Source organism: Xylophilus sp. (assembly GCA_009914555.1).
GTDB lineage: Bacteria > Pseudomonadota > Gammaproteobacteria > Burkholderiales > Burkholderiaceae_C > WNDY01.
In genome coordinates, this window is sequence record WNDY01000046.1 from 1 (window position 1) to 12,335 (window position 12,335).

12 protein-coding genes are annotated in these 12,335 nt (G+C 68.4%); 3 read left to right on the forward strand and 9 right to left on the reverse strand.

Going from position 1 to position 12,335, the window contains the following annotated elements; genetic code table 11:
* Positions 1-148, forward strand: a 148-nt coding sequence (locus tag GAK38_RS17630; RefSeq protein ID WP_291782783.1) for an IS3 family transposase, incomplete at its 5' end; no start/stop codon positions are given.
* Here the strand turns inward: GAK38_RS17630 and GAK38_RS17635 are convergent.
* On the reverse strand, positions 111-443 hold the full coding sequence (locus tag GAK38_RS17635) for a cupin domain-containing protein (protein ID WP_325346274.1): 333 nt from the start codon (positions 441-443) through the stop codon (positions 111-113). The genes GAK38_RS17630 and GAK38_RS17635 overlap by 38 nt on opposite strands.
* A 115-nt stretch (positions 444-558) precedes the next feature.
* On the opposite strand from GAK38_RS17635, the gene GAK38_RS17640 reads away from it, so the two are divergent.
* A complete protein-coding gene (locus GAK38_RS17640) occupies positions 559-1,818 on the forward strand; it encodes an MFS transporter (protein ID WP_325346275.1) in 1,260 nt (419 codons plus the stop codon).
* A 7-nt stretch (positions 1,819-1,825) separates the two neighbouring features.
* On the opposite strand, the gene GAK38_RS17645 is transcribed toward GAK38_RS17640, so the two are convergent.
* The 8 genes from GAK38_RS17645 to GAK38_RS17680 all read right to left on the reverse strand — a co-directional run bounded on the left by GAK38_RS17645 (position 1,826) and on the right by GAK38_RS17680 (position 11,236).
* A complete protein-coding gene (locus GAK38_RS17645) occupies positions 1,826-3,475 on the reverse strand; it encodes a dipeptide ABC transporter ATP-binding protein (protein ID WP_325346276.1) in 1,650 nt (549 codons plus the stop codon).
* The gene (locus GAK38_RS17650) at positions 3,472-4,413 is read right to left on the reverse strand and encodes an ABC transporter permease (protein ID WP_325346277.1); all 942 of its coding nucleotides are present in this window, start codon (positions 4,411-4,413) and stop codon (positions 3,472-3,474) included. Before GAK38_RS17650 ends, GAK38_RS17645 begins: the two co-directional genes overlap by 4 nt.
* 24 nt (positions 4,414-4,437) lie before the next feature.
* On the reverse strand, positions 4,438-5,427 hold the full coding sequence (locus tag GAK38_RS17655; RefSeq protein WP_325346278.1) for an ABC transporter permease: 990 nt from the start codon (positions 5,425-5,427) through the stop codon (positions 4,438-4,440).
* Between the two features lie 16 nt (positions 5,428-5,443).
* The gene (locus tag GAK38_RS17660) at positions 5,444-7,027 is read right to left on the reverse strand and encodes an ABC transporter substrate-binding protein (RefSeq protein ID WP_325346279.1); all 1,584 of its coding nucleotides are present in this window, start codon (positions 7,025-7,027) and stop codon (positions 5,444-5,446) included.
* A 67-nt stretch (positions 7,028-7,094) separates the two neighbouring features.
* Positions 7,095-7,451 carry a carboxymuconolactone decarboxylase family protein gene (locus GAK38_RS17665; RefSeq protein WP_325346280.1) on the reverse strand — a complete coding sequence of 119 codons (357 nt, stop codon included), beginning with the start codon at positions 7,449-7,451 and terminating at the stop codon, positions 7,095-7,097.
* A gap of 13 nt (positions 7,452-7,464) precedes the next feature.
* Positions 7,465-8,598, reverse strand: coding sequence for an acyl-CoA dehydrogenase family protein (locus GAK38_RS17670; RefSeq protein ID WP_325346281.1), 1,134 nt, complete (start codon positions 8,596-8,598; stop codon positions 7,465-7,467).
* A 20-nt stretch (positions 8,599-8,618) separates the two neighbouring features.
* Positions 8,619-9,845 (reverse strand): SfnB family sulfur acquisition oxidoreductase, encoded by a 1,227-nt coding sequence (locus tag GAK38_RS17675; RefSeq protein WP_443089237.1) that lies wholly within the window; start codon positions 9,843-9,845, stop codon positions 8,619-8,621.
* Positions 9,842-11,236, reverse strand: coding sequence for an LLM class flavin-dependent oxidoreductase (locus tag GAK38_RS17680; protein ID WP_325346283.1), 1,395 nt, complete (start codon positions 11,234-11,236; stop codon positions 9,842-9,844). Before GAK38_RS17680 ends, GAK38_RS17675 begins: the two co-directional genes overlap by 4 nt.
* A gap of 276 nt (positions 11,237-11,512) precedes the next feature.
* Between GAK38_RS17680 and GAK38_RS17685 the strand changes: the two genes are divergently transcribed.
* Positions 11,513-12,328, forward strand: a complete 816-nt coding sequence (locus tag GAK38_RS17685; RefSeq protein WP_325346284.1) for a MetQ/NlpA family ABC transporter substrate-binding protein — start codon at positions 11,513-11,515, stop codon at positions 12,326-12,328.
* Positions 12,329-12,335: the final 7 nt, after the last annotated feature.

The following is a 12,335-nucleotide window of genomic DNA, read 5'->3' on the forward strand; positions in this document are numbered from 1 at the left end:
GGCCATCCATGGTGAACACCTCGCCACACGGGAGCAGGCCAAGGCTCATGTGTTTGACTACATTGAGGTTGACTACAATCGGATCCGGCTGCACTCGACCCTGGGCTACCTCAGCCCAGAGCAGTACGAGCTGGCCAATGTCGCTTAGATAGGTGTCCGTAAATCAGGGGCAAGATCACCTCGGGCGAACTGGCCAGCACGTGGAAGCTGCCGTGCGGCAGCAGTACCGCATCGCCCGGCTTGAGCTGCACCCAATCGGTCATTGGCGTGCGCAGCCAGCAGCCCCCGCGCGCCACGAAATGGAAGCGCGCGGTGCGCGTCGCCGGAAAAGCCACCGCCCAGGGCGAATGCATCAGGCAGCGCCCGTATTCGACGCCGTCCAGCCTCAGCCCCAGCAGCACCTCGGTGAGCGTGTCGGGGCCGTTGCCGCGGTCTGCGACCATGGTGGCCTCCGGCGGGCTGGAGGAATAGTCAAGCATTCCGGTCTTTCTGGCATGGAAACGCCGGCATCTTATCCATAAGCTAGCTTCCCCTTTTGCACACAAGGCCAAGAACAACGTGACCTCCTCCTGCCAAGACTGCATCGCCGCGGATGCCGGCGTCTTTGCCGGCGCTTCCCCTACCGCGTCTCCCGGCTCCACACCGGCCGCGCGCTGGCCCGCCGTCACCTCGCTGGCGCTGGGCGTGTTCGGGCTGGTCACCGCCGAGTTCCTGCCCGCCAGCTTGCTCACCGCCATGGCCAGCGATCTGGGCGTAAGTCCCGGCGCGGCCGGCCAGAGCGTCACAGCGACGGCTCTGGTGGCAGCCGTCGCAGCCCCGTCCATCCCGCTCTTCACACGGCGCTTCGACCGCAAGCTGGTGATGATCGCGCTGACGCTGCTCCTCATCGTCTCCAACGCGCTGGCCATCGCCGCGGGAAGCCTGGGCATCCTGCTCGTGTCGCGCGTGCTGCTGGGCATCGCGCTGGGGGGCTTCTGGTCGATGGCCGCTGCCCTGGCGCTGCGGCTGGTGCCGGAACAGCTCTTCGCACGGGCCATGTCCATCATCCTCACCGGTGTCTCGGTGGCCACCGTCTGTGCGGCTCCCATCGGTGCATGGATGGGCGAGCTTTGGGGCTGGCGCAGCGCCTTCATCGCGGCCGGTGCCGTGAGCCTGCTCACGCTGGCTGCGCAGCTGTTCACCCTCCCGGCCCTGCCGCCGCGCGACCACACCAGCCTGCGCGTACTGGGCGAGCTCCTGCGCCGCCCTGGCGTGCGCGTGGCACTGCTGGCCGTGCTGCTGGTCATCTCGGGGCACTTCGCCGGATTCACATACATCCGCCCGCTGATGGAGGACGTGACGCACCTGTCGGTGAGCACCATCTCGGCCATCCTGTTGGGCTATGGCATCGGCGGCTTCTTCGGCAACCTGGCGGGCGGACTGATCGCCGAGCGCAGCGAGCGCCATGCCATCGTCTTCGGCGGCACGCTGATCGCAGTGCTCGCGGCCAGCCTGCTGCTGGCGGGCAGCTCTTCCCTCGTGACAGCCGTGGCCGTCGTGCTGTGGGGCTTTGCCTTCGGCGCCTTTCCGGTCGGCTTCCAGACCTGGATCGTGCGCGTCGCACCCGATCAGGCCGAAGGCGCAGGCGGCTTGCTGGTAGCGGCCTTCCAGATCGCCATCGCGAGCGGCGCCATCGGTGGCGGCGTGCTGGTGGACCATGTGGGCGCGCTCGGCGGCCCCGGCTTCGCGGCCGCGGCGCTGACGCTCGGCAGCCTGCTCACGCTGCGCTACGGGCCGCGCCCGGTACGCACCGCGCAGGGAGGCCGCGATGCACGCTGACACCGAACTATGCGCCGCCGGTCCCGCTCGGAGAAGGACTGCCCGTCGAAGGCACGGCGGCCAGCAGTTCGCGCGTGTAGGGATGCATGGGAGCGCCCAATACCTGCGCGGCCTCGCCCTCTTCCACCAGCCTGCCGCGATGCATCACCGCGATCCGGTGGCACAGCGTCGCAGCCACCCGCAGGTCATGGGTGATGAAGACCATGGTCAGGGCGAGCCGTTGCTGCAGATCGCGCAATAGCGCGAGGATCTGGCCCTGCACCGTCACATCGAGCGCGGAGACTGGCTCGTCGGCCACGAGCAGCCGGGGATTCAGCGCCAGCGCGCGTGCGATCACGATGCGCTGGCGCTGCCCGCCGGAGAACTCAGCGGGAAGACGATCGAAGGCGCCTGCGTCCAGGCCTACCGCGGCGAGCCACTCCCTCGCCCGTGCATCGGCCTGCACGCGTGACACACCCGCCGCACGCAGCGCGCGCGAGACTGCGTGACCTGCCGTCTGCCGCGGATTCAGTGCGGCCTTCGGATCCTGGAACACCATCTGCCACTGGTGGCGCAGGGGGCGCAGCCTACGCTCGGGCAGCCGCGAAAGGTCGACGCCGCCAATCCGCACCTCGCCGGCGTCGAGTCGCACCAGGCGAAGCAGGGAACGCGCGAGCGTGCTCTTGCCCGAGCCCGATTCACCGACGATGCCCAGGGTCTGCCCCGCCCGTAGCTCGAACGACACGCCGTCGAGCGCCTGCACGCCGCGTGGCGACAGCCCGAGGCGCCGGCGCAGCGCCGAGCCCGGCGGGGCACCGAGACGCACCGACAGCCCGCGAACAGCCACGAAGGGCGCATCGGATGACCCCGCCTGTGACACAGATGGAGGCGGCGAGGTGCGCACCGCGTCGATGAGTTCGCGCGTATAAGGATGCACCGGCGCGCGCAGCACCGCGCTCGCCTCGCCCTCCTCCACGATCCGGCCACGCTGCATGACAGCCACCCGATCGGCCATCGTGGAAACCACACCGAAGTCGTGGGTGACGAAGAGCACGGCCATCCCCAGCCGACGACCGAGCGAACGCAGCAGGGCGAGCACCCGCGCCTGCGTGGTCACGTCCAGCGCAGTGGTGGGCTCATCGGCGACGAGCAGCGCGGGTTCGAGCGCCAGCGCCATCGCGATTGCGACCCGCTGCCGCTGCCCGCCCGAGAGCTGGAACGGCAGCCGGCGACGCAACGCGCGCGGATCGGGCAAGCCCACCAGGTCGAGCAGCTCCTGCACGCGAGTCTCGGACGCATCGCGAGACCGCAGCCCGTGCACGTGCAGCGCTTCCGCGATCTGGTCGCCCACCGACATGAGCGGGTTCAGCGCCGACAGCGGCTCCTGGAACACCATGGCCACGCGCCGCCCGCGCAGCGCACGCATGCCCGCGGCGTCGAGGGTCGCGAGGTCGGTGCCCTCGAGCAACACGCGCCCGCCGCGCTGCGTCAGCGCGGCCGGCAGCATGCGCAGCGCAGCCAGCGCGCAGACGCTCTTGCCACTGCCGGACTCGCCCACCAGGCACAGGACCTCGCCGGCGTGGACGCGCAGGCTCACGTCATCGACTGCCAGCGCGCGATCGGCCCCGGCGGGCAGGGCCACGGTGAGTGATTCGATGGACAGGACAGGCTCGTTCATTCGAGGCTCTCCGCTGTGCCGCCGCGTTGGCCGCCTGCGGGCTGCAACGCGTGCTGCAGGCCCTCTGCCGCGACATTGATCGACAGCACAGTGAGCATCAGCGCGAGGCCGGGCCACAGGCTCATCCACCACGTCTCACGGACCATGGTGCGGGCCGCGCCGAGCATGAAGCCCCAGCTCATGAGCCGGGCGTCGCCCAGCCCGAGGAAAGCCAGCGCAGCTTCGGTGAGCATCGCCGTCGCAACCATGAACGACGCGCAGACAATGATCGGCGCCGCGGCATTGGGCAGCACATGCGCGAGCAGGATGCGCCAGCCGGACTCGCCGGCCACGCGGGCGGCGATCACGAAGTCGCGCTCGCGCAGCGAGAGGATCTCCGCGCGCACCAGCCTTGCCACCGGCGGCCACGACACCACGCTGATCGCCACGACGATGGTCGACACCGACGGCCCGACGATGGCCACGAGGACCACCGCCATCGCGAACTGCGGGATCGTCTGGAAGCATTCGATCAGTGTGGACAGCGCGACATCGACGCGGCGCCCCGCGTAGCCGGCAAGCGCCCCCAGCGGCACGCCGATCAGCAGCGCGAGCCCGGTGGATGCCAACCCGACCAGCAGGGACGCGCGCGCGCCATGCACCAACCCGGCGGCGATGTCTCGCCCGAGCATGTCCGTTCCCAGTGGGAAGCGCGCCTGCGACAGCGGCTCGATCAGGGGCCTGCCGACCATGCGCCAGGGCGAGCCCGGGTAGAGCCACGGCGCGCCCAGGGCCACCAGCGCGACGACTGCGAAAAGGGCCAGCGCGAGCACTGCCGCAGGTTGCTCCCGGAAGCGCCGCCACGTGGACGGGCGCCGCGCGGGCACTGCCGCGGTCACCGGCACCGCGCCAGCCGTGGAAACTGCCGAGGCCCCCGTCCCGGGTGCGGTCGGCGACATGACAAAAGACATTCGAGATACGGGTCAGGCGCGCGCGATGCGCGGGTCGGCGATCCGATAGAGCACGTCGGTCACCAGGTTGAACACGACCACCATCACGGCAGTGGTCAGGAAGATGCCCAGCAGCAGCGGGTAGTCCCGCTGGCTGACGGCATCGAACATGAGCCGTCCAATGCCGGGCCACGCAAACACCGTCTCGATGAGGATGGCACCGCCCGCGAGCTGGCCGAGCTGGATGCCGGCCATGCTCAACACCGGCAGCAGCGCGTTGCGAAGCACGTGCACGCGCAGGATCCGCGTCGGAGGTACGCCCTTGGCTTGCGCGCTGCGCACGAAATCCTGGTGCAGCACCTCCAGCATCGCCGCGCGGGTGAGTTGCACGTACACGGCCATGTACAAGGTGCCGAGCGCCACGGTGGGCAGCACCAGGTGGCGTGCCACGTCCAGCGCCTGCGCGAGCCCTCCCGCGGCAGCCGCGGCGCCTGACTGCATGCCGAAGGCCGGCAGCCAGTCGAGCTGGACGGAAAACACGATGACCAGCATCAGCGACAGCCAGAAGGTGGGCGTCGCGTAAAGCAGCATCGCCGCACCGAAGATCGCGCCGTCGGCCCATCGCCAGCGGCGATGCAGCCGCGCGCGTACTGCCAGCACGCCCAACCCCACGCCGGGCACCAGCGCAAATACGAAGGCACTCACCATCAATAGCAGCGTGGCAGGCACTCGCTCTGCGATCAACGTGCACACGTCGACATGATTGCGATAGGAATGCCCCAGGTCCCCGCGAAGCACGGCGCCCAGGTACAGGCGCAGCTGCTGCGTGGTCGAGCGGTCCAGCCCGAACTCGGCGCGCAGGCGTTCGACCAGCGCCGGGTCGTCCGACTGCATCTCGCCGGCCATCACCTGCGCCGGGTCGCCGGGCGCGAGGCGGATCAGGAAGAAGTTGACCACGACCACCAGCAGCACCACCAGCACGCCGCGCGCGGCGCGCGCGCCGAGGAATCCGAACCATCCCATGTCCCGGGTGCGCCGCTCAGGGCGCTTCGATCGAGACGGCGTCGAACGATTCGTTGAGCCCGATGCCGGTCGTCACGAGGTTCTTCACCTGGCTGCGATAGAGCGTCGGGTTCTCGATCTCGAACAGGTTGGCCACGGCCACGTCGTTGGCAATGATGCGCTGCACCGCCGAATAGGCCTGTTGGCGCTTCGCCGGGTCGATGCTGCGGCCACCCTCCGCCCAAAGCGCGTCGGCCGCCGGGTTGCTGTAGCCCTCGATGTTGCCGAACGGCGTGCCCTTGGTGATGTTCGATGCGAGATACAGCGGCGCCACGCCCAGTTCGGGATCGCCATGCTGGTAATGGAAGTTCAGTGCGAGATCGAAGTCCCAGTCGCTCGCGCGCTTGTACCAACCGGCCGGGTCGACCTGGACCACGTTGACCCGGAACCCGACCTCCTCGAGCTGCTGCTTCACGTACTCGACCAGGCGCACCCAGGCGCCGCCGTAGGCAGCGCCCAGGAGATTCAGCGGCCGCTTCGACACGTCCACGCCCGACTCGCGAATCAGCTGCCGCGCCTTGTCGAGGCTGTATTCGTAGGCCGGCAGCACCGAAGCATCGTGGAACAGCGTGGTCGATGCGAACGGCCCCGTTGTGGGCTTGCCGAAGCCGAAGAAGATGTTGTCGATGATGAAGCGCCGGTCCAGCGCATGCTGGATCGCCTGGCGCACCTTCACGTTGTCCAGCGGCGCATTGCGCAGGTTGGGTTGAAGGAAAAGCACCGAACCGAACTTCTCGGAGCCCTTGGTCGTGAATGACACGCCCGGCAGCGCGCGCAACCGCTTGATGTCGACGTTGTCGACGTCGCCGCTGCGCAGGACCTGCACATCGCCCTTCTCGAACGCCACCGCGCGGGATGCCGAATCCGGGATCACGTGGAACACGATCCCGTCGAGATACGGCTGCCCCTTGCGCCAGTAGTCGTTGTTGCGCGCCAGGCGGATGAACGAACCCTTCTTCCATTCCTTGAAGACGAAAGGCCCGGTGCCGATCGGCGTCTGGTTCGCCGGGTTGGTGCGGTAGTCCGTTCCCTCGTAGATGTGGCGCGGCAGGATGGGCAGCGTGCCGACCTCGAGGATCAGCGGGAAGGCCGGGAACGGCGCCTTCAGGCGGATCTCGACCTGGTGCTCGCCGATGGCGCGCACGCTCTCGATGTGCTGCTCCTTCACGAGCCGCACGCGACTGCTCAGCGCCGGCAGGGCCGTATCCACCGAGAACACGACGTCGGCGGCGGTGAAGGGCTTGCCATCGTGCCAGCGCACGTCACGCTCGAGGTCGAAGGTGTAGGTGCGGCCGTCGTTCGACACCTTCCAGCTGCGCGCCAGCTCGGGCAGCGGCTGCAGGGTCGGCGAGATGCGCACCAGCCCCTGGTAGATCTTGCCGGCCACGTACTGCGTGGGGGCGAGCGACTGGATCGCGCTCACCAGCAACGGCGGCTCGGGCTGCACGATTAGATTGAGCGTGCCGCCGCGCGTCTGCGCGAAGGCGCCATGCGGCGCGGCAAAGGCCGAGGCCAGGGCGAATGCGGACAGCAGCCGCGACAGGGACCTGGAGAGGGTCATGAAGAACAGGAGTGGGTTGAGGAAAGAAAGGAAATGGACATCGAAGGACGCCGGCAATGCCAGTCGATCACGCGTCCTGTGCGAGGTGGCGCGCCGACACGCGAAGCTGGCCGATGGCCGCGCCCGCACGCAGTTCTGCGGCGACCCAAATGGCCTCGGCCAACTCGGGCGGGGTTGCGCCCAGGCGCAGCGCATTGCGCACATGCAGATCGATGCAGCCCTCGCATTGAGTGACGTGGGTGACGGCCACGGCGATCAGTGCCTTGGTGCGCGCATCGAGTGCTCCGTCACGAAAGACGGCCTGTTCCAGCTGCGCAAATGCGTCGAATGGCGCAGGCGCGAGCGCCCGCAGCGTCTGCATGCTCTCGGACCGTGTCCAGTCTAGGCGCGCCTGGGTGGGGGAGGACGAAATCTCTTCGCTCATGTCGGTGTGTCGCTCATTGGTAGAAGCCCGGCGGAAACTCACCCTCGAGCGACCAGCGCCCGAGCGCGGCGAGCTTCTGATCGAGAGGGTCGTGCAGCGTGTGCGTGCGGGCGTTGCGCCAGAAGCGATCCAGCCCCAGCGCACCGCGCGTCGCGCGGGCGCCGCCGATGTCGAACAACGCCTCGCCCAGATGCAAGCTGGCGCGATGTGCCACCACCTTGGCTTCCGCGATGGCAACGGCCGCCTCGGCCCGGTGCTGCGGCACGACGGCCTCGCCGGCCTGCCAAAGCACATCGAACTGCGCGCCGGCCCGATCGGCCATCACCGTCGCCGTGACCGCGCGCACATGGCCATCGCCGAGGCGGCCGAGCAAGGGCGCGCGGACGGCGGCGTCAGTTGGTATGCCGCCTTCGGCCATCAGGCTTCGCGCTTCGGCCAACGCGCCTTCGGCGAGTCCCGCGTACAGGTTCACCAGGATCAGTTGCCCGAGGCAGGTGCGCACCGTGTGCCGGACGCTCGGCGGTGTGTCGGGCGCACGCAGAACGTCGGCACGCGCCAGCCGCACCGCGTCGAAGTGCGACCCGCTGTCCGTCTGCCGCTGGCCGATCGCGTCCCAGTCCTCGCGCACGGTGATCCCGTGCTGCGCGGTGGCCACGACGCCGAGCACAATGGCGCCATCGGCGTCGCGCGCCGATACCGTCATGCAGGCGGACCCGAGCGTGCCCGAGCAGTAGCGTTTCTCGCCTTCGAGTCGGTAGCCCTCCGGCGAGGCAATCGCCCGCAGGCGTTCGTCGCGCGGATTGACGGCATTGCCCCACCACTGGCGCAGTCGCACGGTGGGCTCGAGCCAGCGGGCCTGCTGCTCCTGGGTGCCATAGATCAGCAGCGTGGCCACCTGGAGGTGATGGAAGGCCAGCAAGTGCGCGAGCGCGCTGTCGTCGCGGGCGACGGTACGCACCACTTGCAGCAGTCGCGACCATGGCAGCTCGTCCCCACCGAATCGTTCGGGGATGGACAGCCCAAGCAGGCCGGCATCGGCCAGCGCCTGCTTCTGCGCGGCGGCATGGCCGTCCTCTTTGTCCCGTTCGGCAGCACTGCGCGCCAGCGTGTCGAGCAGCGGCGCGAGATCAGGTTCGGAAAATGGCATGTCTGTCGCTCGGGCGGTAGTCAGAACCACAGGTGATGAGGCGGCAGCGTGCCGTTGAGCTGATAGGCGCCGATGGCGTGGTACTTCCAGCGCACCGGGTCGTGCAGCGTGTGGATGCGTGCATTGCGCCAGTGGCGATCGAGGTTCGGCCCCGACAGCGCGGCCTGGGTGCCGGCGAGTTCGAAGAGCTTGCCCGAGGCCGCCAGCGCGATCTCGGTGGTGGCCGCCTTGGCCTCCGCGACCGTGATCGAGGCGGCGCCCGCCTGGGCGGGTGTGCTGCGCGCCGGCATGTCGTCGAGCCGGCCGGCCGCGCGCTCCAGCAATGCTTCGGCGGCCGACAGTTGCACCTGCAGCCGGCCGATCTCGCCGAGCGTGAGCGGATCGAGCGCGGCGCGCTCCACGCCACTGTCGATCCAGGGACGGCTGCGCTCCCGCACCCAGGCCAGTGTGTCCGCGAGCGCCGCGCGCGCGATACCCGCATCGATCGCGGCCTGCAGCAGCTGCGAGGCCGGGCCGGCGAGCGTCGGCTGCACGAAACGCGAGCCGTCGAGCAGCTGCCAGGATTCGACAGCGACCTCGTCGATCCGCACGGAGCCGCTCGCGGTGGTGCGCTGGCCGATCGCGTCCCAGTCGTCGATCACCTCGAGGCCGGGCGTCTCCGACTCGACGAACGCCAGGCGCGGCTGGTCGTCGATGTCGCGCGCCGACACGCCGATCCAGTCCGCGAAGAGCGCACCGGTCGCGTAGAACTTCCGCCCGCGCACCACGAATCCTTTATCGACCGCGACGATGCGCGTGCCGGAGGCGCGCAGGCTCGGCGTGTCCCTCTCCGAGACCGCGTTGCCGAAGCGCACCCCGGCCAACAGCTCGGCGAAGAAGAAAGCCTGCTGCGCGGGCGTGCCGTCAAGCGCCAGCGCATGGACCAGCGTGAAGTGGCTCTGCGGGATCTGGGCAATCGATGGATCGGCCTGCGCGATGCGCCGGAACACCTCGACCAGGGTTCGCTGCGAGACCCCGGCGCCGCCGTGCGTCTTCGGCACGGTGATCGCCCACAGGCCGCTCGCCGAGAACCGATCGATCTCGGAGACAGGCAGCACGCGCTCGCGATCGCGATCGCGCCGCGCCGCGTCTTGCGCGAAGCCGGCGGCCAGACCGTCCGCGACGGCCAGTGCCTCGGCGTCGCTCGCAATGCGATGCGCCTGCGGTCGGGGAAATGGGTGCACGCGGTGCGGCAAGGCGGCGCTCATGCAGCCACCGCCTCTCCAGAGGCCTGCACGCCGGGACGGTAGGTCGCAGCGATGTGCCGCTCGGGCAACCGGTCGTGTCCGAAGAGCTTGGCGCGAAGCGTGCCAGGCGTGTACTCGCGCTTGTATCGTCCGCGCCGCTGCAGCTCGGGCACCAGCAGGTCGACCACGTCGGTGAAGCATTCGGGCACCACGGTGCGGATCAGGTTGAAGCCGTTCACGCCGACGCCATCCACCCAGGCGACCAGTTCATCGGCGACCTGGGCGGGCGTGCCGACCACCGGCACGTTGCGGCACCCCAGCGTCATCTGGTCGAGCAGCGTGCGCACGGTCCAGGTCTTTCCCTGGCTTTGCGTGGTGACTGATTCCAGGAAGGACTTCACCGCTTGCGTGTCAGGATTGGTGATCGGCAGATCGGGGTCGAAGCGGGAGAAGTCGATGCCGGTCTGCGCGGAGAAATGGGCCAGGCCCGCCTCCGGACTGGCATAGCGACGGTATTCCTCCAAACGCTCGCGCGCCTGCGCTTCCGTCTCGCCGACGATGACCACCAGGCCAACGAAGAACTTCAGGTCCTCACGGCGCCGGCCGAGCTGCTGCGCGCGCGCGGTGATGTCGCGCACAGTCTGCGCGACCTGCTCCTTGTTGCCCGCCACGAAGATGCATTCGGCATGACGCGCCGCGAAATCCTTGCCGCGGCCCGACGCGCCGGCCTGGAACAGCACCGGCGTGCGTTGCGGAGAGGGCTCCGACAGGAAGATGGTGTCCGCGCGGTAGTGCGGGCCATCGTGCCGCACCCGGTGCACCTTGCCGGGCTGCGTGTACACGCGCGCCGCGCGGTCGCGCACCACGGCGTCGTCCTCCCAGCTGCCCTCCCACAGCTTGTAGCTCAGGGCCATGAAATCGTCCGCGCGGTCGTAGCGCGCGTCATGCGCAAGTTGCTGATCCAGACCGGCTGCGCGTGCGGCGCTGTCGAGAAAGCCTGTCACGACGTTCCATGCCACACGTCCGCCGGTGAGGTGGTCGAGCGTGGTGAGCCTGCGCGCGAACAGGTGCGGCACCTCGTACGAGAGGTTGACCGTGGCCGCGAGCCCGAGATGGCGCGTGCTGGCGGCCATGACCGGCACCAGCAGCAGCGGGTCGTTGATCGGATGCTGGATGCCTTCGCGAAGCGCCATGTCGGGACGGCCCTGCCAGACGTCGTTCGCACCGATGATGTCGGCCAGGAACAGGGTGTCGAAGCGCCCTCGCTCCAGCGTCTGTGCAAGCTCGCTCCAGTAGGTCAGGTCGGTGTAGCGGCTGGACTCGTCGCGCGGATGCGTCCAGAGGCCGTGGGCGATGTCGCCGATGCAGTTCATGTGCACGGCATTGAAGAGAATCTGGCGAGGTTCGCTCATGAAGATGGCGCCGGCTTTTTCGGGCTTGCACAGGGATGCGCAATGGGTGGCGCGGACGGACAACAGTGAAACGGAACGAGCCGGAAGGCCCGGGGAGAAGGCGCCGACTGTAGGGACCGATCACTGCAAACAGAAGCAATGGATCCGCATATCCATCGACGAATTTCACTCTTTGGTTTGTGAGATGACTCGCGAGAATCCGCCGCTGCACGACTCCGCGTGTTGCATTCACGTCCCCGTCTCGGGGACTTCAGTTGCCTACAGAACCTGCTTTCAATGTTCACTTCGCGTCTTCTTTCCCGTCTGCTTGCCGCAGCCGCCCTGTTCACAGCCGCGGCCCTTTCGCATGCGCAACCCGCCACGGCGCCGCTGCGCATCGGCGTTATTCCGTCCGTTGCCAACGAGGCCACCGAGAAGGCCATTGCGCTCGCGCGCGACCAGGGCCTGAACGTGCAGCTCGTCGAGCTCAGCGATTGGCTGCAACCGAACGTGGCGCTCGTCGAAGGCTCTATCGACGCGAACTTTTTCCAGCACTATCCCTTCCTCGAACGCTTCAACCAGAGCCGCGGAACGAAGCTCAAGCCGATCGCCTACGGCTACTCGACCACCATTGGCCTTTTCTCCAGGAAACTGAAGAAGGGCGATGCAGTGCCCGATGGCGCAACCATCGCGGTGTTGTCCGATCCGGTGAACAACGCGCGCTCGTTGCTGTTGCTGGAGTCGGCAGGACTGATCAAGCTCAAGCCGGGCGTGGGACACCTCGCGACGCAGGCCGACATCACCGACAACCCCAAGAAGCTCAAGATCGTACCGATCGAGGGCGCGCAGTCAGCGCGCGTCTTCGACGACGTGACCGCGGTCGTCACCTACACGACCTTCGCCAAGCACGCCGGCATCGACGAGAAGGACGGCCTGGCCTTCGACAACACGGTGCCTGAGAACGTCAAGCGCTACGCCATCCGCTGGGTCACCACGCCGGAGCGCGAGAACGACGCGCGCCTGCGCAAGTTCATCTCGATCTACCAGCAATCGCCCGAGGTCAAGCAGATCCTGCGCAGGCTCTACGGCGACCTGATCGACTTTCCCTGGTGAAGAACTG

Bases quoted from the DNA above. Each gene is read 5' to 3' on its own strand.
- GAK38_RS17635 (WP_325346274.1), bottom strand. From the start codon at position 443: ATGGTCGCAGACCGCGGCAACGGCCCCGACACGCTCACCGAGGTGCTG.
- GAK38_RS17645 (WP_325346276.1), bottom strand. From the start codon at position 3,475: ATGAACGAGCCTGTCCTGTCCATCGAATCACTCACCGTGGCCCTGCCC.
- GAK38_RS17650 (WP_325346277.1), bottom strand. From the start codon at position 4,413: ATGTCGCCGACCGCACCCGGGACGGGGGCCTCGGCAGTTTCCACGGCT.
- GAK38_RS17655 (WP_325346278.1), bottom strand. From the start codon at position 5,427: ATGGGATGGTTCGGATTCCTCGGCGCGCGCGCCGCGCGCGGCGTGCTG.
- GAK38_RS17660 (WP_325346279.1), bottom strand. From the start codon at position 7,027: ATGACCCTCTCCAGGTCCCTGTCGCGGCTGCTGTCCGCATTCGCCCTG.
- GAK38_RS17665 (WP_325346280.1), bottom strand. From the start codon at position 7,451: ATGAGCGAAGAGATTTCGTCCTCCCCCACCCAGGCGCGCCTAGACTGG.
- GAK38_RS17670 (WP_325346281.1), bottom strand. From the start codon at position 8,598: ATGCCATTTTCCGAACCTGATCTCGCGCCGCTGCTCGACACGCTGGCG.
- GAK38_RS17675 (WP_443089237.1), bottom strand. From the start codon at position 9,845: ATGAGCGCCGCCTTGCCGCACCGCGTGCACCCATTTCCCCGACCGCAG.
- GAK38_RS17680 (WP_325346283.1), bottom strand. From the start codon at position 11,236: ATGAGCGAACCTCGCCAGATTCTCTTCAATGCCGTGCACATGAACTGC.
- GAK38_RS17685 (WP_325346284.1), top strand. From the start codon at position 11,513: ATGTTCACTTCGCGTCTTCTTTCCCGTCTGCTTGCCGCAGCCGCCCTG.